General features: G+C 63.6%; 17 protein-coding genes, 1 tRNA gene and 2 rRNA genes (1 of these 20 running past the window's edge). 10 read left to right on the plus strand and 10 right to left on the minus strand.

Features of this window, described 5'->3' with window-relative positions; translation table 11 throughout:
* The 3 genes from D3877_RS01265 to D3877_RS01275 all read left to right on the plus strand — a co-directional run.
* Window positions 1-2161 (plus strand): 23S ribosomal RNA (locus D3877_RS01265) (it extends 583 nt beyond the left edge of the window).
* Window positions 2162-2369: 208 nt separating this feature from the next.
* Window positions 2370-2485 (plus strand): 5S ribosomal RNA (rrf, locus tag D3877_RS01270).
* A 96-nt stretch (window positions 2486-2581) separates the two neighbouring features.
* Window positions 2582-2658, plus strand: a tRNA-Met gene (locus D3877_RS01275).
* A gap of 166 nt (window positions 2659-2824) precedes the next feature.
* Here the strand turns inward: D3877_RS01275 and rhmD are convergent.
* From rhmD to D3877_RS01295, 4 genes are all read right to left on the minus strand, one after another.
* Entirely contained in the window at window positions 2825-4012 is a 1188-nt protein-coding gene (gene rhmD / locus D3877_RS01280; RefSeq protein WP_119828986.1) for an L-rhamnonate dehydratase, read from the minus strand.
* A 14-nt stretch (window positions 4013-4026) separates the two neighbouring features.
* Entirely contained in the window at window positions 4027-5421 is a 1395-nt protein-coding gene (locus tag D3877_RS01285; RefSeq protein WP_119828987.1) for an MFS transporter, read from the minus strand.
* A gap of 67 nt (window positions 5422-5488) precedes the next feature.
* A complete protein-coding gene (locus D3877_RS01290) occupies window positions 5489-6241 on the minus strand; it encodes an SDR family NAD(P)-dependent oxidoreductase (RefSeq protein WP_119828988.1) in 753 nt (250 codons plus the stop codon).
* 124 nt (window positions 6242-6365) lie between these two features.
* On the minus strand, window positions 6366-7208 hold the full coding sequence (locus tag D3877_RS01295; protein WP_119828989.1) for a fumarylacetoacetate hydrolase family protein: 843 nt from the start codon (window positions 7206-7208) through the stop codon (window positions 6366-6368).
* Window positions 7209-7318: 110 nt separating this feature from the next.
* Between D3877_RS01295 and D3877_RS01300 the strand changes: the two genes are divergently transcribed.
* Window positions 7319-8299, plus strand: a complete 981-nt coding sequence (locus D3877_RS01300) for a LysR family transcriptional regulator (protein WP_119828990.1) — start codon at window positions 7319-7321, stop codon at window positions 8297-8299.
* A 189-nt stretch (window positions 8300-8488) separates the two neighbouring features.
* Here D3877_RS01300 and D3877_RS01305 read toward each other — a convergent pair whose 3' ends face one another.
* From D3877_RS01305 to paaX, 6 genes are all read right to left on the minus strand, one after another.
* Window positions 8489-9493 (minus strand): methyltransferase domain-containing protein, encoded by a 1005-nt coding sequence (locus D3877_RS01305; RefSeq protein WP_119828991.1) that lies wholly within the window; start codon window positions 9491-9493, stop codon window positions 8489-8491.
* Between the two features lie 43 nt (window positions 9494-9536).
* On the minus strand, window positions 9537-11213 hold the full coding sequence (locus tag D3877_RS01310) for a methyl-accepting chemotaxis protein (RefSeq protein WP_119828992.1): 1677 nt from the start codon (window positions 11211-11213) through the stop codon (window positions 9537-9539).
* A gap of 89 nt (window positions 11214-11302) precedes the next feature.
* Window positions 11303-12346, minus strand: coding sequence for a sulfotransferase family protein (locus D3877_RS01315; protein ID WP_119828993.1), 1044 nt, complete (start codon window positions 12344-12346; stop codon window positions 11303-11305).
* A 722-nt stretch (window positions 12347-13068) separates the two neighbouring features.
* On the minus strand, window positions 13069-14142 hold the full coding sequence (locus D3877_RS01320; protein ID WP_119828994.1) for a 2Fe-2S iron-sulfur cluster-binding protein: 1074 nt from the start codon (window positions 14140-14142) through the stop codon (window positions 13069-13071).
* A 95-nt stretch (window positions 14143-14237) separates the two neighbouring features.
* Window positions 14238-15266: a diiron oxygenase gene (locus D3877_RS01325; protein ID WP_119828995.1), complete on the minus strand. Its 1029-nt coding sequence runs from the start codon at window positions 15264-15266 to the stop codon at window positions 14238-14240.
* A gap of 311 nt (window positions 15267-15577) precedes the next feature.
* Window positions 15578-16537 (minus strand): phenylacetic acid degradation operon negative regulatory protein PaaX, encoded by a 960-nt coding sequence (gene paaX, locus D3877_RS01330; protein ID WP_119828996.1) that lies wholly within the window; start codon window positions 16535-16537, stop codon window positions 15578-15580.
* A gap of 390 nt (window positions 16538-16927) precedes the next feature.
* On the opposite strand from paaX, the gene D3877_RS01335 reads away from it, so the two are divergent.
* The 6 genes from D3877_RS01335 (at window position 16928) to D3877_RS01360 (ending at window position 22645) form a co-directional block, all read left to right on the plus strand.
* Window positions 16928-18082 carry an ABC transporter substrate-binding protein gene (locus D3877_RS01335; protein ID WP_119828997.1) on the plus strand — a complete coding sequence of 385 codons (1155 nt, stop codon included), beginning with the start codon at window positions 16928-16930 and terminating at the stop codon, window positions 18080-18082.
* A 190-nt stretch (window positions 18083-18272) separates the two neighbouring features.
* Complete coding sequence (locus D3877_RS01340; RefSeq protein WP_119828998.1) at window positions 18273-19148, plus strand: branched-chain amino acid ABC transporter permease; 876 nt, start codon at window positions 18273-18275, stop codon at window positions 19146-19148.
* Between the two features lie 13 nt (window positions 19149-19161).
* Complete coding sequence (locus D3877_RS01345) at window positions 19162-20109, plus strand: branched-chain amino acid ABC transporter permease (protein WP_119828999.1); 948 nt, start codon at window positions 19162-19164, stop codon at window positions 20107-20109.
* The gene (locus D3877_RS01350) at window positions 20106-20930 is read left to right on the plus strand and encodes an ABC transporter ATP-binding protein (protein WP_238474669.1); all 825 of its coding nucleotides are present in this window, start codon (window positions 20106-20108) and stop codon (window positions 20928-20930) included. Before D3877_RS01345 ends, D3877_RS01350 begins: the two co-directional genes overlap by 4 nt.
* 12 nt (window positions 20931-20942) lie before the next feature.
* Complete coding sequence (locus D3877_RS01355; RefSeq protein WP_119829001.1) at window positions 20943-21647, plus strand: ABC transporter ATP-binding protein; 705 nt, start codon at window positions 20943-20945, stop codon at window positions 21645-21647.
* A gap of 32 nt (window positions 21648-21679) precedes the next feature.
* Window positions 21680-22645, plus strand: a complete 966-nt coding sequence (locus tag D3877_RS01360) for an MBL fold metallo-hydrolase (RefSeq protein WP_119829002.1) — start codon at window positions 21680-21682, stop codon at window positions 22643-22645.
* Window positions 22646-22683 lie beyond the last annotated feature (38 nt).

Consider the following 22683-nt stretch of genomic DNA (forward strand, 5'->3'; position numbering starts at 1 on the left):
CAAGCTTAAGCCGATAGGTGGAGGCGCAGCGAAAGCGAGTCTGAATAGGGCGACCGAGTTGCATGCTTTAGACCCGAAACCTGATGATCTAGCCATGGGCAGGTTGAAGGTGCGGTAACACGCACTGGAGGACCGAACTCACGCCTGTTGAAAAAGTCGGAGATGACCTGTGGCTAGGGGTGAAAGGCCAATCAAATCAGGAAATAGCTGGTTCTCCGCGAAAGCTATTTAGGTAGCGCGTCGGATATTGCCTGCGGGGGTAGAGCACTGGATGGGCTAGGGGGACGCGAGTCTTACCAAACCTAACCAAACTCCGAATACCGCAGAGCAGAGTCCGGCAGACAGACGGTGGGTGCTAAGGTCCATCGTCGAGAGGGAAACAGCCCAGACCGCCAGCTAAGGTCCCCAAATCACGGCTAAGTGGGAAAGGATGTGGGAAGGCCATGACAACCAGGAGGTTGGCTTAGAAGCAGCCATCCTTTAAAGAAAGCGTAATAGCTCACTGGTCTAGTTAAGCCGGCCTGCGCCGAAAATGTATCGGGGCTCAAGCCGTGTACCGAAGCTGCGGATGTGATCTTTGATCACGTGGTAGCGGAGCGTTCCGTAAGCCTGCGAAGGGCTGCCGTGAGGCCGCCTGGAGGTATCGGAAGTGAGAATGCTGACATGAGTAGCGACAAAGAGTGTGAGAAACACTCTCGCCGAAAGTCCAAGGGTTCCTGCGCAAGGTTAATCCACGCAGGGTGAGCCGGCCCCTAAGGCGAGGCCGAAAGGCGTAGTCGATGGGAACCACGTTAATAATCGTGGGCCAGCGGGTGGTGACGGATGGGAAAGCGTGTAGGCTCTTATCGGATTGAGCCTGCTGTGGACCCGTTCCAGGAAATAGCCCCCGCGTTAGACCGTACCCCAAACCGACACAGGTGGACAGGTAGAGTATACCCAGGCGCTTGAGAGAATGGTGTTGAAGGAACTCGGCAAATTGCCCTCGTAACTTCGGAAGAAGAGGGCCCCGTTCATGCGCAAGCGTGGGCGGGGGGCACAGACCAGGGGGTAGCGACTGTTTACTAAAAACACAGGGCTCTGCGAAGCCACACAAGGCGACGTATAGGGTCTGACGCCTGCCCGGTGCCGGAAGGTTAAGAGGAGGGGTGCAAGCTCTGAATTGAAGCCCCGGTAAACGGCGGCCGTAACTATAACGGTCCTAAGGTAGCGAAATTCCTTGTCGGGTAAGTTCCGACCTGCACGAATGGCGTAACGACTTCCCCGCTGTCTCCAACACCAACTCAGCGAAATTGAACTCTCCGTGAAGATGCGGAGTTCCCGCGGTCAGACGGAAAGACCCCGTGCACCTTTACTACAGCTTTGCAGTGGTGCTAGGGATCTCATGTGTAGGATAGGTGGGAGGCTTGGAAACATGGGCGCCAGCTCGTGTGGAGCCAACCTTGAAATACCACCCTTGAGATCTCTGGCATCTAACCGCGCTCCGTCATCCGGGGCCGGGACCCTGCATGGCGGGTAGTTTGACTGGGGCGGTCGCCTCCCAAAGTGTAACGGAGGCGCGCGATGGTGGGCTCAGAGCGGTCGGAAATCGCTCGTCGAGTGCAATGGCATAAGCCCGCCTGACTGCAAGACTGACAAGTCGAGCAGAGACGAAAGTCGGCCATAGTGATCCGGTGGTTCCATGTGGACGGGCCATCGCTCAACGGATAAAAGGTACGCCGGGGATAACAGGCTGATGACTCCCAAGAGTCCATATCGACGGAGTCGTTTGGCACCTCGATGTCGGCTCATCACATCCTGGGGCTGGAGCAGGTCCCAAGGGTTCGGCTGTTCGCCGATTAAAGTGGTACGTGAGCTGGGTTTAGAACGTCGTGAGACAGTTCGGTCCCTATCTGCCGTGGGTGTAGGAGTTTTGCGAGGATCTGTCCCTAGTACGAGAGGACCGGGATGGACATACCTCTGGTGCACCGGTTGTCACGCCAGTGGCATGGCCGGGTAGCTAAGTATGGACGGGATAACCGCTGAAAGCATCTAAGCGGGAAACCCACCTCTAAACAAGAGCTCCCTTGAGAGCCGTGATAGACCATCACGTCGATAGGAGGCGTGTGGAAGGGCAGCAATGCCTGAAGCTAAGCCTTACTAATCGCTCGATCGGCTTGATCTCACACAACGAGACGCGCCGCGCGCAGCGGCAAGCCTGTTCAACGCACAGCCAACGTCAGTCAAAACAATGACTTGACACAATCCGCCGGTTCAGATACAAACATCCTCCGATCACTTGCACACAAAACAGCGCGAAACATTGTTGGTTCGGCTGCCCTCTCTGGAAACAGAAAAAGCAGCAGTTGGTTGTCGGTCTTGTGCCTGAGTGACCTGGTGGTCATGGCGAGGCGCCAAACACCCGATCCCATCCCGAACTCGGCCGTGAAAAGCCTCTGCGCCGATGGTACTGCGTCTTAAGGCGTGGGAGAGTAGGTCGCCGCCAGGTCGCTCAGGCACAAGAGACATCAACACCGTCCAACAAAACACGCGCCTTCATCTCACAACTCCATCTCCACACAGCACGCCACGCACAAAAGACACTCGCGGGGTGGAGCAGCCCGGTAGCTCGTCAGGCTCATAACCTGAAGGCCGCAGGTTCAAATCCTGCCCCCGCAACCAAATCTCAAAAGCCAGCCTCCCTAAAGGAGAGCGGGCTTTTTGCTGTTCACGCGCTCACAGTCCGTGGCGCCGAGAATGTCCCCCGCTCTTTGCGTGAAAGCCTGCGTGCGCCCCATGCATTTGGGGCTGAGGAAACCATTGTCCCCACAGCCCCGTGATTGATCGGTCAGTGCGTGTGCGGACGCGACAGGGCGCAGTCGGGGTTCAGCCGCACGCCGAAGCCCGGACGGTCTGGCACTTTCAGGCGTCCGTTCACGGGCACCGGCTCGTCCAGCAGCAGCGGGTTGAACATCGGAACCACCTCATCCGCCTTTGGCGCCATCATCAGGAACTCGGCGAAGGGGCTGTTGTGACGGGTGACGACGAAATGATAGCTGTAGACGCTCGACCCATGGGGCACGACCAGCGCGTTGTGGGCGTCGGCCAGGGCTGAGATCTTAACCAACTCGGTGATCCCGCCGCACCAACCGACATCGGGTTGCAGAATGTCGCAGCAGCCCATGTCCAGCAGCATGCGGAAGCCCCAGCGGGTCGCCTCATGCTCGCCGGTGGTGACGAGCATGCCCTTGGGAACATTGCGGCGCAGCTCGGCGTAGCCCCAATAATCATCGGGCGGCAGCGCCTCTTCGATCCATTTCAGCCCCAGCTCCTGCGCGCCCAGCGCCAGACGCGTGGCGTAGTTCACGTCGAGGCTCATCCAGCAATCATACATCAGCCAGAAATCCGGGCCGACCCGCTCGCGCATGTCGGCCAGCAGGGCGAGATTCTTACGCAAGCCCTCCTCGCCTTCCGCCGGGGCGTGGCGCAGCGGCAGCTTGCCGCCGATGAAGCCCATCTGCTTGGCCAGATCGGGCCGCGCGCCGGTGGCGTAGAACTGCAATTCGTCGCGCACCGGTCCGCCCAGCAGGTGGAAGACCGGCTCGCCCCGCACCTTGCCCAGCAGATCCCACAGCGCCAGATCGACGCCTGAGATCGCGTTCAGCACGATGCCCTTGCGACCGTAGAACAGCGAGCCGTTGAACATCTGGTCCCACATCTTTTCGATGTCGGTGACGCGCTGACCCTCAATGAAGCGGGCGAGATGCTTTTCGACGATCCAGGCGCCGATGTCGCCGCCGGTGGTCACGGCGAAGCCGATGGAGCCGTCGGACGCCTCGATCTCGACCACCAGCGTGCCCAGCACGTTCAGGCCGAAGGTCTGGCGGCTCTGCCGGTACTCCGGGTATTTGCTCATCGGGGTGGCGATGTGGTCGTCGATCCAGTGGCCGCCAGCTTGGTCATGGTAGTCGGCGCCGCCGCCGCGCACGGTGAAGGCGCGGACCTGCCGGATGATGGGGGTGGTGGAAGCGCTCATGGGTTTGGTTCCGGTTAGGATTGATGTTGCGGGAGGCCGACGCCGGGCGCCAGCCCGTCGGAACGCTGGGTCTCGACCAAACCCAGCGCCTTCAGGCCGAGGATCAGCAGGGCGCCGAGCAGCGTGGTTGCGGCCAGCAGATAGAGACCGGCGGCGGTGGAGGCGAAGAATCCCTCCGCCCAGGTCTTGACGTTGGGGGCGACGAAGCCGCCGAGCGCGCCCAGCGAATTGACCATGGCGATGCCGCCCGCCGCCGCGACGCCGCCGAGATAACCCGTGGGGAAGGTCCAAAACAGCGGCTGCACGGCGATGAAGCCCGCCGCCGCCACGCACAGCGCCAGCAGCGCCAACAGCGGCGACCCGGCCCCGGCGGACACGGCGATGCCCAACCCGGCGGCTGACAGGGTCAGCGCGGCCAGCACGCGACGCTCGCCGGTGCGGTCGGAATGGCGTGGGATCAGATAGGCGGCGGCCAGCGCGCAGATCCAGGGAATGGCCGTGACCAGCCCGACCTCAAACCCGACCTTCTTGCCCAACAGACCGGCGACCTGCGTCGGCAGGTAAAAGACGACGCCGTAAACGCTCATCTGGATCAGGAAATATATGGCGCAAAGATAGAGCAGGCGGGGGTTGGCCAGGGCGGCCAGAACGCTCTTCGGGCCATGGGCGTGCTTGTGCGCCTCTTCGGCGTCGACGGCGGCGGCCAGCACGCTCTTTTCCTCGGTGGACAGCCAAGTGGCGTCGGTCGGGCGGTTGTTCAGATACCAATAGGCCCAGACGCCGACCGCCGAGGCCAGCAGCCCTTCGACCAGGAACATCCATTGCCAACCGAGCAGACCACCGGCCCCATGCAGATCAAGCAACAGGCCGGACAGCGGGCTGCCCAGGATGAAGGCGATGGGGGCGCCGAAATAGAACATCCCCATCACCCGCGCCCGCGCCTGAGACGGGAACCAGTAGGTCATGTACAGGATGACGCCGGGAAAGAACCCGGCCTCGGCGACGCCCAGCAGGAATCGCAGACCATAGAAGGTCGTCTCATCATGGGCGAAGGCCATGCCGGCGGAGATGACGCCCCACGTCACCATGATGCGGCACATCCAGATGCGGGCGCCGACCCGATGCATGATGAGGTTGCTTGGCACTTCGAACAGCGCGTAGCCGATGAAGAAGATGCCGGCGCCGAGCGCGAAGGCCGCGTCGCCGATGCCGGTGTCGAGCTGGAACGCCTTCTTGGCGAAACCGATGTTGGCGCGGTCGAGGAAGGCCAGCACATACATCAGCAGCAGGAAGGGCAGCAGCCGGGCCTGAACCTTGGCGACGGTGGCGGCGAGCGTGACCGGCGACGACCCAAGCGACGATTGGCCGATGGACGCCGGGCGTGGTGGAGACGCGGTGGAGGTGGCCATGGTACGTTTCCTCACAGGTTGCGGGCTGTTTTTGTTGGTCGATGCCCTGATGCGCGCGCCCGGCCCGTCAATAGACGGCGCGGCCGCCCGAAATGTCGAAGACGCCGCCGGTCGTGAAGGAGCAATCCTCGGTCGCCAGCCAGCCGATCATCGCCGCGACCTCGCCAACCTCGACGAAGCGGTTCATCGGGATTTTCGACAGCATGTACTCGATGTGCTCTGGCTTCATCTGCGCGAAGATGTCCGTCTTGGCGGCGGCGGGGGTCAGGCAGTTGACCAGAACCCCCTTGGTCGCCAATTCCTTGCCCAGCGATTTGGTCAGCGCGATCAGGCCAGCCTTCGACGCGCTGTAGTGGGAAGCGGTCGGGTTGCCCTCCTTTCCGGCGATGGAGGCGACGTTGACGATGCGGCCATAGCCGCGCGCGATCATGTGCGGAGCCACGGCGCGGCAGGTCAGGTAAGGGCCGACGAGGTTGACGTCGATCACCCGGCGCCAGACGTCGGGGGCCAGTTCCCAGGTGGGAGCGTTTCCGCCGGTGACGCCAGCGTTGTTCACCAGAACGTCGATCTTGCCGAAGCGATTCAACGTCGCCGTGACGCCCGCCGCGACGGAATCGGCGTCGGTCAGTTCGACCACGGCGGCGGAGACCTCGCCCTGGCCCGACAGGCGGTTGAAGGCGCTGTCCAGCGCGGCGGAATCGACGTCCCACAGCGCCACGGCGGCGCCGGACGCCAGCATGCGCTCGGCGGTGGCGAAGCCGATGCCGCGCGCGCCGCCTGTGATGATGGCGATGCGTCCGTTCAGGTCGAGACGGTTCATGATGCTGAGTCTCCCTATCGATGGTTCTTGGCGCCGTCGTTCGGCATGCCTCCCCCGTTCCGACCGGACGATGATCCGGTCGGGGCGAGACGGGCGAATGGACGGGGCGAGAGGCTGGGGCCGGTCAGGCGGCGACGGTGCGCTGTGTCTGTTCGCCCAGCCCGGCGATGGCGAGCCGCATGGTTTGGCCAGGACACAGGTAGAGCGGCGGCTTCTGGCCAAACCCGACGCCGGGCGGGGTGCCGGTGGAAATGATGTCGCCCGGTTGCAGGCTCATGAACTGGCTGATGTAGGACACCAGATGGGCGACGCCGAAGATCATCGTTCGCGTCGATCCGTTCTGGTAGCGCGTGCCGTCAACCTCCAGCCACATGTCGAGCGCCTGGGGATCCTCCACCTCGTCGGACGTGACCAGCCAGGGGCCGATGGGGGCGAAGGTGTCGTGCCCCTTGCCCTTGTCCCACTGGCCGCCACGTTCCAGTTGGAAAGCGCGCTCCGACACGTCGTTGACGACGCAGTAACCGGCGACATGCTCCAGCGCCTGCGCTTCGGTGACATATTTGGCGGTCTTGCCGATGACGATGCCGAGTTCAACCTCCCAGTCGGTCTTCTCGGCCCCGCGCGGGATCTCCACGTCGTCGAAGGGGCCGCAGATCGCGCTGGTCGGCTTCATGAACAGCACCGGCTCCGACGGCACGGCCATGCCGGATTCCGCCGCGTGGTCGGAGTAATTCAAGCCGACGCAGACGATCTTGCCGACGGCGCCGACGCAGGCGCCGACGCGCGTCGTGGCGGGCAGTTCCGGGAGAGTCGAGGGATCGAGGCGGCGCAAACGGTCCAGGGAGTCGGGCAGCAGCGTCGCTCCGGCGATGTCCGCCGCATGCCCGGACAGATCGCGCAGGATCCCGTTCCGGTCGAGCAGCGCGGGTTTCTCCTGGCCGGGCGGACCGACGCGCAACAGCTTCATGATGGCTCCTTATGCTTGGTGAACTGATTGTCCGCAGTGTAAAAAGCTCTGCGATAGCGATCCAATCGAAACTTGGATGGCATTGATCGAGTTTTTCTATCGGAGTCAGCATGTCCGCCACCCCCCTGCTGCCCACCTTGATGAACCGACTGCGGTTGAAGCAACTGGCGCTGATCGCGGCGCTGGGCCAGCAGCGCAACCTGCACCGCGCCGCCGAAGCGGTGCATGTGACCCAGCCGACGGCGACCAAGATGCTGCACGATGTCGAGTTGGTTTTTGGCTTTCCGCTGTTCGAGCGGCTGCCGCGCGGCATGCAGCCGACCGAATTGGGGCAGGAGGTGGTGCGTTTCGCGGCGCGGCTGCTGGCGGATTTCGACCGCTTCGCCCAGGATTTGGAGGGCAAGCGGCGGGGCGGTTACGGGCAATTGGTGGTGGGGGCGATCATGGGCGCGGCGCCGGACGTCGTCGCCCGCGCGGTTGCCGATCTGAAGGCGGACCGTCCGCTGTTGGTCGTCCGGCTGCTTGGCGAAACCAGCGACGAGATCCTCGATTTGCTGGCCGCGCGCAAGCTGGACCTAGCGGTTGGGCGTTTCAGTGGACCGCTTCAGCACAATGAATTCGATTTTGAACCGCTGGCCAACGAAACGCTCTATGTCGTCGCGCGGGCGGCGCATCCGCTGATTGGGCGGGAGGGTTTGGCGTTGGGCGATCTTGCGGATCTGCCCTGGGTGATGCAGCCGTTGACCAGCCCCGCCCGTCAATTGCTGGAGCAGGAGTTCGCGCAAGCCCGCATGTCCACGCCGACCAATTTGGTCGAGGCCAGTTCGATCTTCGCCACGCTGCAACTGCTGCAAACCAGCGACGCGGTGTCGGTGTTGCCGGAATCGGTGGTGCGCGACCATTTGCGCGCCGGTCTGTTGTGTCGCCTGCCGATGGTGATCGGCAAGAACCTGACCGGCTTCGGCATTCTGACGCGCAAGGGGGAAGCGTTGGGGGCGTCCGCCATCGACTTCGTGCGCGCGCTGCGGGTTTACGCCAAGGCCATCGACCGAACGGGGCGCGCGGCAACGCGCCCTGGCGGTCCTTTGTGAGGCCGACGAAAGCCTCGCCAGCCCGGTCAATTGTTGGGGCCAATCGGACGAAACGCCGCGAAGCCTTTGGCGTCGCGGCGTTTCATGTCGGTTTGATCGCGCTCTGCGCGTCGTGGGCGACCACCGCGAAGCCCTTCAATCCAAGCCCGCCAGAGCGTATCGGCTCGGCGGGCTTTTTGCTGTTTCAGGTCAGCGTGGATCGGCCACAGACAGGGCGTTTGTCGCGCGCCACCCGTCATCCAACAGAACGGTCACGCGGTCGCCGCCGCGAACCGGGATGGCGTGCGTCAACGGGCTGAACACTTCGGTGGACCAGATCAGGAAATCGTTGAACCACAATTCTTGGATCCACATCACCGCGTTCAAGGTTCCGGCGGATTCGACCGCCAGCGTCGCGCGGTCGGGCAAGCCAGCGAAGCGCTCGCCGCCATCATAACGGATCTCCGTCACCAGGGTTGGATCGCCCAAGAAACGCCCGCCGCCGCGCCGGTGGCGGTAGCCGCCGTTGGTGAAGCCGGGCGACCAGTCGTAATCGCCGAACGTCACCGGACGGGAGCGGTTGTAGCAAACCTCCGTCGTCATCGCGTCGAGCAGCGGCCCGAGATTGAGCGCGTAGCGGTCTTCCAGATCGCCGACGGAGCGCCGCAGATCGGCGAGTTCGGTATAGGCGTCAACCGGCGGCCAATCGCAGGGAATGGCGCGGTAGCGGACCCGATTGGGCACGGTCACGCAGGTGGACGTGCCGAAACGGTGGCGCAGATCGCAGACGGCGGTGGAGCGCGCTTCATCGACGATGATGTGGTTGGTGTAGATGAAGGCGAACAGCACGTCGAAGCGCCCGGACAGATCGGACGGCGTGAGTTCCCTCAGATCGGCCTCCAGAAAGCGGATGCGGTCGGCGAAGCCGTTGGCGCGGGCCAAATCGCGGGCCAGATCGACGTGATCGCGGTCCACCGCCACCACGTCTCCGGCCCCGGCCTCCAGCGCCAGAAAGGACAGGATGCCCATGCCGCACCCGGCGTCGAGCACGCGGGCGCCGGGCGTCACGGCGGCCCGCACCGCCTGTTTGACGCTGAAGGTCCGATCCAGCCGCAGCAGGAAGCGCAGATGCATGGCGACGGAGAAATGGACATCGCGCTTGGGGGCCGCCGCCGGGGCGGCGATGGATTGGTCGTGGTCGGAACGGTCGCTCATCGGTTGGCCTTCCGGTCAGAGGGGGCAGGGCGGATGTGGCCGCTCAGATCGCGCGCAGCCGCTCGAAAAAGCTGGTGACTTTGCTGTTCAGTTCCGCCGCCTCATGTTGCAGGGCGTCCGACGCGCCATGCAGATCCCCGGCGGCGCGGCTGGTGGATTCCGCCGCTCCGGCGACGCCGTTGATGTGGGTCGAGACGTCGCGGGCGCCGTCGGCGGCGCGCCCGATGCTGCGCGCGATTTCCTGAGACGTCGCCCCCTGCTGCTCCATCGCCGAGGCGATGCCGATGGAGATGTTCCGCATGTTGGCGACGATGCCGCCGATGGTGGAGATCGCCGACACCGCGCGGTCCGTCTCGCCCTGGATTTCGCCGACGAAGGATTGAATTTCCACCGTCGCCTGGGTCGTCTGGCTGGCCAGCGCCTTGACCTCGTTCGCCACGATGGCGAAGCCCCGACCGGCTTCCCCGGCGCGCGCCGCTTCGATGGTGGCGTTCAGCGCCAGCAGGTTGGTCTGGGTGGCGATGTCCTGAATGACCTTGACGATGGCCTCGATCCGCTGGGCCGCGCTGGCCAGCCCCTGCATGGTGGCGTTGGTCCGTTCGGCCTCGTTGACCGCGCGCTCGCTGACTTCGGTGGAGTTGGCGACCTGTTGATTGACCTCGCTGACCGCCGCCGACAGCTCTTCGGCGGCGCTGGCGATGGTTTCGACATTGCCGGAGGTCTCGTTGGCGGCGTGGTTCACCGCGTCGATCATGCCCCGGCTTTGCTGGGCCATCGCCGACAGGCCGCCCGCGTTGGAGCGGACCTGCTGGGCCGCCGCCACCACCGCCGCGACAATCTGACCGATTTGGTCGCGAAACTCATCAAGCGACCGTTCGATGGCTTCCTGCCGACGCTGCTTGGCCGTTTGTTCGGCGGCTTGCGAGGCGATCAGGCTGTCGGCCCGCTGACGGTTCTGCTTGAAGATCTCCAGGGCGCGGGCCAGCACGCCGATTTCGTGGCGGTCATCGAGATGGGGGATCTCGACGGTCAGATCGCCGTTGGCCAAGCGCCCCATCCGGTCGGCCATCATCGACACCGGACGGCTGATGCTGCGGGCCAGCGCGAAGGCCAAGGCGCTGCCGACCAGAACGACGATGGCCGAGATGCCCAGGTAGATTTCGAGAATGCGGTTGTAGATGGCGTCCACGTCGTCGAGATACAGGCCGGTGCCGATGGACCATTGCCAAGGCTTGAACTCCGCCGCGTAGGCGATCTTCTCCACCGGATCGGTCTGGCCGGGTCGGGGGAAGCGGTAGCGGAAGAAATCGCCGCCGCGCTGGGCCGCTTCGATCTGCAAGCGAACCGTCGGCACGCCGTCGGCGGTCTTGAAGTCGATGCGGTTCTTGCCTTCAAAGGCGGTGTTGACGTGAACCATCGTCACGCCGTCGTAGCGCGTGGCGAAGAAATAGTCACCAGCGCCAAAGCGCAACGGGCGGATCTGGTCACGCGCCGCTTGCTGCGCCTGTTCGCGGGTGAGTTGGCCAGCGGCTTCCTTGTCCTGCCAGCCCTGCACCATGCCGCGCACCACGCCGACGGTCTGGCGCAATTGCTCCTTGCGGTCTTCCAGAAGGCTGTCCTTTAGGACGCTCAGGCCAAAGCCGATGACCACCATCAGGGCGATCAACAGCACCGGGATGAACAGCATCAGCCGGTGGGAAATGCGCAGTCGTTTCAGCATGGCGTCCTCTCGCTTCAATCATCGGTGACGGGCGTCCGGTTGCGGACGGATGCAACCGAACACCGCTGCGGGGTGGTGGCCGCTGGTTTTCAGGAAACCAGGATGGGCCGTTCGGTGGGCGGCGTTTCGTAAAAGGCGTCCGGCGCGAAGGTTTCGGGGGAGAAGGTCATGCGTCGGCCGAGAACCGTTTCAGACAGATCAAGGGACAGATGAAGCTCCCCCATGCAGGCTACGGCGCAGGCTTCATAAAGTTCCGTGACGCCCATCCGGGTCAGCAGATCGAGATCCGCGTCGGTCACGTCCCCTCGGCTGCGGTCGATGTAGCGATAGCCCGGTTCGGCGCGGTGGAGGTCGGGGACGAAATAGACGTCGGGTTCCTTGACGAAGATCACGCTGGATTTGCCGCTGTCGAAGGCTTCAACCTCGCCCCAATCGGTGACGGCTTCCGCCGAGAAACGATCGGACAGGCCGAGATGGTGGAACAGCGCGGCGGCGGCGCGCACCGGGTCGCGGCTGGCTTCGTGGATGTAGTGGGTGGTCGCCACGCCATGACGCTTGGCGTAGCCTTCGACGCGGATCGCGTTGAGGGAGGCCAGAACGAAATGCCGAATCAGCCGGTCGCGCGGCACCCGGTCAGTCCATTTGTTGAGCCAGGAGGCGAGCGACAAAACCGGATCGCGGTCCAGCATGATGAGGTGCAGACGGTCAACCGGATAGCCCGCTTCGATCAGGATTTGCAGGGGAATGTAAAGGCACTCGGCCATCAGATAGGGGCCGGCGACCTCCTTGCTGAAGATGTTGGGGTGCTCGTGGGCGAGGGGCGGCGTCCAGTGGGATTGCGGGTCGCCGGTCAGGCTGTTGCGCATCGATGACTTGACCGGCTGGTAGTAAGACGGAATGCCAGCCTCGCCAAACAGATTGGCGATGGCGGTGGAGCCAACGCGGCAGCGGCCCCAGCCATAATACAAATGCGGGAAATCATCGGTTGGAATCCGATGAAAATCGGCGGACAGGGTGGTGGCGACGGCGCTGGTCAGATCATTCAGCCGGAAATCGCGCGTTTGATACTTTCCATCCGGCTCCATCCACAAAGACGAAATGGAGTCATCATCGGATCGAATGAGATCGGACATGGAATAGAAAGATTTAGGGTTGTTCTCAAGTTTTCCCACGACAAACCTCCCTTTTCAGCATTGTTGTCTGTCCAACAAACGCAGAAAATCGCCGCATCAAACGCATGCAGGCGTATGTCTTGTTCATCAGTTTGATGATAAGAGAAGAATTTTCAGCTTTGATTGTTCTTTTTGTTCGGACGCACGAAACAATTGCGCTAATCATATTAACAAAAGGTTATCATATGACGTATGTCACAACTGATTTGAGAAATTTTCCGATCGAAAGGAAAATTTATTGTCGCAATTATTGTTAAATTTAAGAAATAGACAGAGTTTCTGGAAAATCTTATATGGTCATTATTGTAAAGTAATTGCTATTGAACATCATCGATATTTTGAAATTCCACTTTGATTTGTGGGAGGTTTTGCAGCATCGGAAAGTGGAAAAAATGCAAACTGTGATTGTTTCTGGGGAGTCGATCAAAGATGTGCTTTTCAAAAAGTCGACAAAATTTCTCGCATGACTGGAAAGTCTGAAAATAAGCTGAATCCCTTGGTGGTGTCCTTGGGGCGCAAAGCGAAATCTATGAAAATTCCTACAGGAAGATTGTTTCAGTAAGAGAATGTTCATATTGCGAAGCAGTGAGGGCGGGGTGTTTGGCGATGACCGTCAACGCCAGACGCCCCGACGAGGCTGGCTCATCGGGGCGTCTGGATTGGACGGTCGTCTTTTGGTGGCGTTACGCCAGGGCGTTCGCCATCAGCCGATCTGGTGACGGCGCTTCCGGGAGTTGTTGGGAGACGTAGCCTTCGCTGTGGATCTGGTCGTCCTTGGCCCCCAAGAGCTTGGCGGCGGTGACGCAGTCATGGACGAAGGGCGGGCTGCCCGCGACGAAGAGGGCGTGGTTCGACAGGTCGGGGAACAGGCCGGGCAGGATGGTCGGAATGCGCCCAGTCAGGCTTTGGCCGGTCAGCCCCTCATCCGGCGCTTCGCGGGTCAGCGTCACCAAAACCTTGAAATTGCGGTATTTCGCCTGCCAATAGGCCAGCAACCCCTGTTCATAGACGTCCAGCTTGGTCGCGGCGGAGAACAGCAGCGTCACCGGCGGGCGGTAGCCCCGGCGCAGCGCCGCGTCGGTCAGCGCCAGAATCGGCGCCAGCCCCGACCCGGCGGCCATGCACAAGACTGGGCTGTCCACCGACGGGTCGCCGATGAAGGTGCCGTAAGGGCCGGACAGGCGGACCTGCGCGCCGACGGTCAGGGCGTCGTGCGCCCAGTTGCTGGTTGGGCCGCCGTCCACGCGGGTGATTTGCAAGACGATTTCGCCGTCCGGTCGCGGGGCGTTGGCGATGGAGTAGCAGCGCGGCGGGGCGCCCGCCGACGCGTCGCCCAGCATCACATATTGCCCCGGCCAATAGCGCAGCGGCTGGCCCAGCGGACGCAGGCGCAATTCGACGATGCGCGGCGTGCGGGCGATGCGGTCGGTGACGACGAACAGCGCGTTTTCGCGCGGCGGAAACAGCTTGGGCTTGGCGTCGGCGGTGCCGAATTCGATGACCAGCTCGTCGGAGATCGGCTTGGCCATGCACATCAGGCCATAGCCGTCTTTCCGTTCGGCTTGGGACAGCGCCATGTCCAGCACCATGCCCTGGTCGAACTGGCCGCTGACCACCTTGACCTTGCATTCGCCGCACGCCCCGGCGCGGCAATTGTTGGGCAGGGCGTAGCCCGCCTGCTCAAGCGCCGACAGAACGGTTTCGCCGTCGCGGCACTCCACCGTGCGGCCCGAGGGATGAAGGCGAATGCGGCTCACCGGCAAGGTCCTTTGGGTGTGGGTGAGGGAAAGAAGCCCTCTCCCGCAGGCGGGAGAGGGGGAGAACAAAACAACCAGCTCAGAACACGGGCGAATCAGAACACAGGGATGATTTCGTCCATGTCGATGTCGCGGACCTCTTCGCCGGTGATGTCCACTTCGGGGATCGCCGGGAAGGGGATGCTGTAGCGGTCGAGCACGCCCTTGAGGTTCAGCATGGCGTTGCGCCAATTGTCCTTCTTGGCCTCGTAGGTCGGGATGAGGAAACCGGCCTTGCGGGCGATCTCCTCGCCTTCGCGCTGGTTGGCGATGAAGTCGTCGGGCAGATCCCAGAACTGGGGGGGCGGCTCGAACAGCACGGCGGACAGGAACAGATAGCCCGCGCGGATCTGCTTGGTGATGACCGAACGATCCTCCGGCGCCAGCTTGGGATAGTCGCGCTCCATCACCGACATGCAGATCGCCATGTGGCGGCCTTCGTCGCGGCCGATGTTGCGGAAGGCTTCCTTGAAGACCGGCTCGGTGCAGCCCGCCGCCATCTGGTGGAAGATGGTCGCCGCCGCGATTTCGCCCATCAGGAAGGAGCTGAACAGCACGGCCAGCGAGTATTTCGGCACGGCCTTCTTGTAGCCGTCCCAATAGCGCCCGCCGTTGTAATAGAGCCAATGGGCGTTCTTTTGCAGGCGACGGCCAATGTCGGTCTTCGGCTCGTAGGTCAGCGGGCTGGAGGCTTCCAGCAGCTTGGTGATGGCCAAGCCGCACATCTGCTCGTGATTCTGCTCGTCGCGGGTGACGGAGAAGAAGCAGCGGCGGACGGGATCCTCTTCGTGAACCTCGTAGGTCTTGATGAGGGCGTGGGCGAAGACCGGCGGGGCCGAGGCGTCGAACACCGACAGGATCGTCCACCAATAGGCGATGGCCTCGCGCTCTTCCCACGTGTAGCGGGTGACGTCGAAGGTGTCCCAGGACAGCTTGAGCGGATCCCAGTTTTCACGCTGGGCGGCGGCGTAGACCTCTTCCAGCTTCTTCGTCTGGGATTCCCACGACAGCGGGTAGACGTTGGGCTGCGGGGTGGCCGGGGGGAATTCCATCGTGTTGGCGATGGGGCTGTAGTCCTTGGCCATGGGGGCGTGTCCTCCTGGAATTCATGGGGGCGCTCGCGTTTGACCATCGGCGCCTTGTGGGGATTTTATGACGCATATTTTCAGTTCAATCAACATTTTCTGTATCACATTAAACGCGGGCAAAAATTCGCATCAACCAATTGAATTTAATGGATTTTATGACTGATTTTTGAAATTGATCTATATCAATTCGCATCAATGCAGAGACTTCGCAGGTGCGAACTGTATCGAAAAGACGTGCGGCGCGGGGGCGGGATCGAGCGCCGCGCCGGGTTGCGCGCGGTGGTTCCGTCTGATGCGGGCGCGTTGGTTCAGGCTGTGCCGACGCTGTCCTGATCCACCGGCGTCAACCCGCCGAATCGGTTGACGAAGCTGGGCTGGGCCTCGGGCAACGGGCCGTTGGCGGTGGTCAGGGCCGACATCAGATAGGCTTCCGACGGCGCGGACAGGCGGCGGTAGAGGTTGCGCGTCAGCATCCGCGATTCCTGGCCCGGCCAATCCGACGGCAGCAAATCCTGCGGCAGCATTGGGTCGCGCAGCAGAATCCGGCGAAAATCATGGATCATCAGCGTGCGCAGGACGAAGCACAGCCGGGGTTCGGGCGTTTCCATGGCGTCCAGCGCCGTCCAGACCGGACGGAAACGATCCAAAAAAGCGGCGTAATCGCGTTCCAATTGATCCACGTCCCAGCAGCCGCGCACCAGATCGCGCAGTGCGCCAAAGCCGCCCGCCCGGTCCAGCGTGGCCTTCATGTGGACGATTTTGTCGGCCACGCCCAGCCCGGCCAACAGCCGATGCATCGCCGCCTCGTCGCAATTGGGGTGGGCGTACACGGTGGGGGAGGCCGCGCCGAAGCCCTGCCACAGCAGCTCGCGCTTCAGCGAATCGCGGGCGTCGGCGTCCAGCGCGTTGGGCGGCACCATCAGAATGTCCCAGCCGCGATCCCACGCGCTGGCCAGCGGCGCGTAGATGCGCCGTTCGGCGGCGGCGAATCGCTCCGTCCCGCTGTCGGTCACGCGGTAGAAGCTGCGCCGCCCGATCTGGGTGTTGTCCAGCCAATCATCCTTGCACAGCCGGAAGACGGAGGTGCGGACGATCCGCTCGCTCATGCCGAAATGCGCCATCAGGTCGATCAGCCCGCCCAGCCACGCCGATCCGCCATGGGGCAGCACGGCGTCGCCATAGACGGTGATGATGAGCGACTTGGCGCGGGGGGCCACCGCGTCGAGCAGTTGGGCGGCAAGGTCTTCGGGGCGGCGCGGGCGGGCCATGCGGACGAGGTGTCCTTCTGTCGGGGCGGAACGAGGCTTCTGTATACGCAACCTGCCCCATCCAGGGCCAGCGCCAAGGGCGGTTCGCCGTTCGGGCGCGCGGCGGGGTGGCTGGACAGTCGCCGATCCGGACTTTCCGTTTGACAATCATTAATATGATACACTACGGTCATCATGTTAAAAGAAAGTGTGTCATAAAACGAAACGCCGACAATCGAGACGAACGGGATCGGAACGACCGGCTCCACCGCCAAGGCGCGCAACATCCGCAAAAACCACTTTGTTCTTAAGGGCAAATTTTTTCTTTCGAAATCATTTCGTTTGAAACATTATGGTTGGCAAATCGTCCCCCGGCGCAAAAACGGGGGCGCATCCAAATGGGAGGACACCATGCGTATCCGCTTGCTCTCCACCATGGCCGCTGTGGTCGGCCTCACCCTTGGCGCCGTGACGGGAGCGGCGTCAGCCGCTGATCCGATCAAGGTCGGGGCGATCATCTCGGCGACCGGCCCGGCCTCTTTCCTGGGCGACCCGGAAAAGAAGGTGCTGGAACTCTACGCCGACCGCGTCAACCAGGCGGGCGGCGTCGCCGGGCGTACGGTGCAGCTTACCGTCTATGACGATGGCGGGGCGGCGGACAAGGCGGCGTCCTTCACCAAGCGCTTGATCGAAAGCGACAAGGTGGACGTCATCGTCGGCGGCACGACGACGGCGGCGACGATGGCGGCGGCCCCGCTGGTCGAACGCGGCGAGGTGCCCTTCATCTCGCTGGCGGGCGCGGTGGTGATCGTCGAGCCGGTGAAGAAGTGGGTGTTCAAGACCCCGCACACCGACCGCATGGCGGCGGAAAAGGTGATGGACGATCTGAAGAAACGCGGGCTGACCAAGCTGGCGCTGGTGTCGGAAGACTCCGGCTTCGGCAAGTCGGGCCGCGAACAGACGCTGGCCGTCGCCAAGGAGCGCGGGATCGAGCTGGTGGCCGACGAAACCTATGGCGCCAAGGACACCGACGTGACGGCGCAGCTCACCAAGATCCGCAACAACGCGGCGGCGCAGGCCGTTCTGGTGTTCGGCTTGGGGCAGGGGCCGGCGGTGGTGACGAAGAATTACCGCCAGTTGGGCATCACCCTGCCGCTCTACCAGTCGCACGGCGTGGCGTCGAAGGAATACATCCGCTTGGCGGGCGGAGCGGCGGAGGGCGTTCGGCTTCCGGCGGCGGGTCTGGTGGTGGCCTCGCAACTGGCGGACAGCGATCCGCAGAAGAAAGTCGTCGTCGAGTTCACCAAAGTTTACGAGGAGGCCTTCAGCTCGGAGGTCTCGACCTTCGCTGGTCACGCCTATGACGGGTTGATGATCGCGTTGGACGCGGTGAAGCGGGCGGGCGGCACGGACAAGGCCAAGCTGCGCGACGCCATCGAGCAGACCAAGGGCTATGTCGGCACCGGCGGCATCGTGACGATGAGCGCCAAGGACCATATGGGCCTGTCGCTCGACGCCTTCCACATGGTGGAGGTCAAGCAAGGCGATTGGGCGCTGGTGAAGTAAAGGCAGGGGCGCAACGGCTCCCTCTCCCGCCCCGGGAGAGGGAGGGGACCCGCCGAAGGCGGGGAGGGTGAGGGGCTGCCGGAACATGGAGTCCAGTCTTACCCGATAGCCCCTCACCCTTCCCATGCTGCGCATAGGCCCCTTCCCTCTCCCGGGGCGGGAGAGGGAAAAGAGACGCGGAAGAACGAGAATGTTCGCGGAACTGCTGCAATACATGCTGTCGGGGCTGACCATCGGCGCGATTTACGCGCTGGCCGGTCTTGGCTTCTCGATCATCTACAACGCCAGCCACGTCATCAACTTCGCCCAGGGCGAGTTCATCATGATCGGCGGCATGGCGTCGGCCACCTTGACCGCGTCGGGCGTTCCGTTGCCGCTGGCGATCCTGATCGGTTGCGGCGGGGCGATGCTGGTCGGCGTCGCCGTGGCGAAATTCGCGGTGGAACGGGCGCGCGACGCCTCCACCGTCACCCTCATCATCATCACCATCGGCGCGTCGATCTTCCTGCGCGGCTTGGCGGAGCTGGTTTGGGGCAAGGATTTCAAGCGGCTCGACGCCTTTTCCGGCGAAACGCCGATCCAGTTCCTCGGCGCGTCGATGCAACCGCAATCGCTGTGGGTGGTCGGCTGCGCGGGCGTGCTGATCGTCGCCATCGGCCTGTTCTTCAACAAGACGCTGACCGGCAAGGCGATGCTGGCCACCTCGCACAACCGGCTGGCCGCGCAACTGGTCGGCATCGACGTGAAGCGGGTGGTGCTGGCCTCCTTCGCGCTGTCGGCGGCCTTGGGGGCGGTCGGTGGGGCGGTGGTCGCGCCCATCACCTTCTCCTACACCGAGATGGGCATCATGCTGGGGCTGAAGGGCTTCACCGCCGCCGTGTTGGGGGGCTTGGGCCATGGGCCGGGCGCCGTCGCCGGGGGCTTGATCGTCGGCGTCGCCGAGGCGTTGGGCGCGGGCTACATCTCGTCCGCTTACAAGGACGCGGTCGCCTTCGTCATCATCCTGGCCGTCCTTCTCTTCATGCCGAACGGCCTGTTCGGCAAACGCGGCGCCGAGCGGGTGTAAGGGGATCGATCGGATGAACCGCATTCTTCATGGCCGTTTGACCGGCCTGGCCGTTCTGGGCGCGATCATCGCCGTCCTGCCGGTCTTCCTGACCAACAATTTCTATCTGGACGTGGCGATCCTCGCCGGGTTCAACGCGGTGGTCTGCGTCGGCCTGAATTTGCTGATCGGCTACGCCGGGCAAATCAGTCTGGGCCATGCCGGATTCTTCGGGATCGGCGCCTACGCGTCGGGCGTTTTGGTCGGCGTCTATGGCTGGCCGCCCATCGCGGCCCTGCTGGCCGGGGCGGTCTTCGTCGGCGTCCTCGCCTTTGCCGTGGCCAAGCCGATCTTGCGGTTGAAGGGCCATTATCTGGCGATGGCGACGCTGGGCATCGGCATCATCGTCTCCATCGTGCTGCGCACCGAAAGCGGCCTGACCGGCGGCCCCGACGGCATGATGGTCGAGCCGTTCAAAATCTTCGGCGTCGAGCTGTATGGCGAAAAGGTTTGGTACTGGGTCGTCGGCGTTCTGCTGTTCGTCGTCGTCTGGCTGTCCTTGAACCTGATCGACAGCCCGATGGGCCGGGCGCTGCGCGCGGTCCACGGGTCGGAGGTGGCGGCGGAGGTGGTCGGCGTCGACACCGCGCGCTTCAAGGTCATGGTCTTCGTGCTGTCGGCGGTGTTCGCCAGCGTGGCGGGCAGCCTGTTCGCCCATTACGCCGGCCTCATCACCCCGGCCAAGGCCGATTTCTTCAAATCCATCGAACTGGTCACGATGGTGGTGTTCGGGGGCATGGCCTCCACCTTCGGGGCGGTGGTCGGCGCGGTCGTGCTGACCCTGCTGCCGCAGGCGCTGACCGTGTTCCAGGACTATCAGCAGATCGTGCTGGGCGCGATCCTGATGGCGACCATGGTCTTCATGCCGAAGGGGCTGCTTCCCACCCTGGCCGGATTTCTCCCGTCGCGGAGGCGGGCATGACCATGCTGACAGCGCAAAAGCCGTCTTCCGACGCCGCGCCCGTCGCCCGGCGCGCGGGGCCGCCCCTGCTGCGGGTGGAAAATCTCAGCCGCGAGTTTGGCGGCGTGCTCGCCATCGGCGATCTCAGCTTCACCGTGGCGGCGGGGGACATCCATTCGATCATCGGGCCGAACGGGGCGGGCAAGACGACGCTCTTCAACCTCGTCACCGGCGTCTACAAGCCCTCGGGCGGGCGGGTGCTGTTCGACGGGGCCGACGTGTCGGGGCAGGCGCCCTACAAGCTGGCGGCGCGCGGCATGTCGCGCAGCTTCCAGAATTTGCAGATCTTCTTCAACATGACGGCGCTGGAAAACGTCATGGTCGGGCGGCATCTGCATCTGGACACCCGCCTGCTGCCCGCGCTGTTCCGCTTCCCCTCGCTGGTCCGCAAGGATTCCGAAGCCCGCGACCGGGCGGCGCAGTTGATGGCCGACGTCGGTCTGTCGCGCTATCTGGGGGCGGACGCCGATTCCATGCCCTATGGCGCGCTGAAACGGCTGGAAATCGCCCGCGCGCTGGCGTCGGAGCCGAAAATGCTGCTGCTCGACGAACCGGCGGCGGGGCTGAACGCCACCGAAAGCCGGGAAATCGACGCGGTCATCAAGACGGTCGCCGCCAGCGGCGTCACCATCATCCTGGTCGAACACGACATGAAGATGGTGATGGGGATTTCCGATCACATCACCGCGCTGAATCACGGGCGCAAGCTGGCCGAAGGAACCCCGGCGGAGGTGGCGGCGAATCCCGACGTCATCGCCGCTTATCTCGGCGCGGCCCCGTAAGGAACCGGATCCATGCTTCTGGAAATTGACGGTCTGAACAGCCATTACGGGCGCATCCACGCGCTGAAATCGGCCAGCCTGACGGTGCGCGAGGGCGAGCTGGTGGCGCTGGTCGGCGCCAACGGCGCGGGCAAGACGACGCTGCTGCGCACCCTGTCGGGCGTTCACCCGGCGTCGAGCGGCGTCGTCAAATTTGACGGACTCGACATCACCCGGATGAAGGCGGTGCGTCGCGTCGCCGAGGGGGTGATCCAGGTGCCGGAAGGCCGCCAGCTTTTCGGCCCGCAATCGGTCGAAGACAATCTGCGGCTTGGCGCCTTCCGCCGGGGCAGCGGCGATCCCGACGGCGATCTGGAGCGTCTTTACGCGATGTTCCCGATGCTGCGGGTCAAGCGCGACCAACCGGCGGGCACCCTGTCGGGCGGCCAGCAGCAGATCGTCGCCTTGGGCCGCGCGCTGATGGCCAAGCCGCGTCTGCTGCTGCTCGACGAACCCAGCATGGGCCTCGCCCCGCTGCTGGTGGCCGAGATTTTCGAGGCGGTGCAGCGGCTCAAACGCGAGGGCGTCACCATCCTTCTGGTCGAGCAGAACGCCCACGCCGCCCTGTCCATCGCCGACCGTGGCTATGTCATCGAAACCGGCGAGATCGTGCTGAGCGACTCCGGCCCGGCGCTGTTGAGCAACGAGCGGGTGCGCCAAGCCTATCTGGGCCTTTGACGTCATTATAGAAAACAAGAGGACGGGAACCCATGTCCAGCACCGCGCCGACCAAAGCCTTCGCCTCCACCGGCGATCTTGAACCGAAGACCGTCACCTTCGCCGAACTGGCGCCCGGCGCCTACGCCTACACCGCCGAGGGCGACCCCAACACCGGCATCATCGTCGGCGACGACGGCGTGATGGTGATCGACGCCCAGGCCACGCCGCTGATGGCGGAGGACGTGATCGCCAAGGTCCGCGCCGTGACCGACAAGCCGATCAAATACGTGTTGCTGACCCATTACCACGCCGTGCGCGTGCTGGGCGCGTCGGGCTACAAGGCCGAGCACATCATCGCCAGCCGCGACACCTATGATTTGATCGTCGAGCGCGGCCAGCAGGATTATGAATCGGAGCTTGGCCGTTTCCCCCGCCTGTTCCAGGGCGCCGATTCGATCCCCGGCCTGACCTGGCCGACCATCGTCTTTGAAAAGCATATGACCCTGTGGCTGGGCAAGACGCGGGTCGAGATCATGCAGCTTGGGCGCGGCCACACCAAGGGCGACACGGTGGCGTGGCTGCCCGACAGCAAGGTTCTGTTCTCCGGCGATCTGGTGGAGTTCGGCGCCACCCCCTACACCGGCGACGCCTATTTGCAGGAATGGCCGGCGACGCTCGACGCCCTGTCGGCGCTGAAGCCGGAAAAGCTGGTGCCGGGCCGGGGCGACGCGCTGACCACGCCGGAGCTGTGCGCCCAGGCGATTGACGAGACCAAGGCGTTCCTCACGGCCATGTATGGCTCGGTGGCGGCGGCGCGGGCGGCGGGGGCCTCGCTGGGCGACGCCTTCGCCCAGACGCGCAGCGCGTTGGCGCCGCGTTTTGGCCAATGGGTGATCTTCGAGCATTGCCTGCCGTTCGACGTTTCGCGCGCCTATGACGAGTCCGGCGGCATCCGCGACCCGCGCATCTGGACCGCCGAGCGCGACCGCGACATGTGGGCGGCGTTGCAGGTCTGATCGTTCGGCGTAAAATCGTCGGCCGACAAGCGTCCTAC

It is taken from the genome of Azospirillum cavernae (genome assembly GCF_003590795.1).
GTDB classification, from domain to species: domain Bacteria; phylum Pseudomonadota; class Alphaproteobacteria; order Azospirillales; family Azospirillaceae; genus Azospirillum; species Azospirillum cavernae.

Coding starts and splice junctions, on each gene's coding strand:
- D3877_RS01295 (WP_119828989.1), bottom strand. CDS start 7,208: ATGAAGCTGTTGCGCGTCGGTCCGCCCGGCCAGGAGAAACCCGCGCTG.
- rhmD (WP_119828986.1), bottom strand. CDS start 4,012: ATGAGCGCTTCCACCACCCCCATCATCCGGCAGGTCCGCGCCTTCACC.
- D3877_RS01335 (WP_119828997.1), top strand. CDS start 16,928: ATGCGTATCCGCTTGCTCTCCACCATGGCCGCTGTGGTCGGCCTCACC.
- D3877_RS01350 (WP_238474669.1), top strand. CDS start 20,106: ATGACCATGCTGACAGCGCAAAAGCCGTCTTCCGACGCCGCGCCCGTC.
- D3877_RS01315 (WP_119828993.1), bottom strand. CDS start 12,346: ATGTCCGATCTCATTCGATCCGATGATGACTCCATTTCGTCTTTGTGG.
- D3877_RS01355 (WP_119829001.1), top strand. CDS start 20,943: ATGCTTCTGGAAATTGACGGTCTGAACAGCCATTACGGGCGCATCCAC.
- D3877_RS01305 (WP_119828991.1), bottom strand. CDS start 9,493: ATGAGCGACCGTTCCGACCACGACCAATCCATCGCCGCCCCGGCGGCG.
- D3877_RS01290 (WP_119828988.1), bottom strand. CDS start 6,241: ATGAACCGTCTCGACCTGAACGGACGCATCGCCATCATCACAGGCGGC.
- paaX (WP_119828996.1), bottom strand. CDS start 16,537: ATGGCCCGCCCGCGCCGCCCCGAAGACCTTGCCGCCCAACTGCTCGAC.
- D3877_RS01300 (WP_119828990.1), top strand. CDS start 7,319: ATGTCCGCCACCCCCCTGCTGCCCACCTTGATGAACCGACTGCGGTTG.
- D3877_RS01360 (WP_119829002.1), top strand. CDS start 21,680: ATGTCCAGCACCGCGCCGACCAAAGCCTTCGCCTCCACCGGCGATCTT.
- D3877_RS01285 (WP_119828987.1), bottom strand. CDS start 5,421: ATGGCCACCTCCACCGCGTCTCCACCACGCCCGGCGTCCATCGGCCAA.
- D3877_RS01325 (WP_119828995.1), bottom strand. CDS start 15,266: ATGGCCAAGGACTACAGCCCCATCGCCAACACGATGGAATTCCCCCCG.
- D3877_RS01340 (WP_119828998.1), top strand. CDS start 18,273: ATGTTCGCGGAACTGCTGCAATACATGCTGTCGGGGCTGACCATCGGC.
- D3877_RS01345 (WP_119828999.1), top strand. CDS start 19,162: ATGAACCGCATTCTTCATGGCCGTTTGACCGGCCTGGCCGTTCTGGGC.
- D3877_RS01310 (WP_119828992.1), bottom strand. CDS start 11,213: ATGCTGAAACGACTGCGCATTTCCCACCGGCTGATGCTGTTCATCCCG.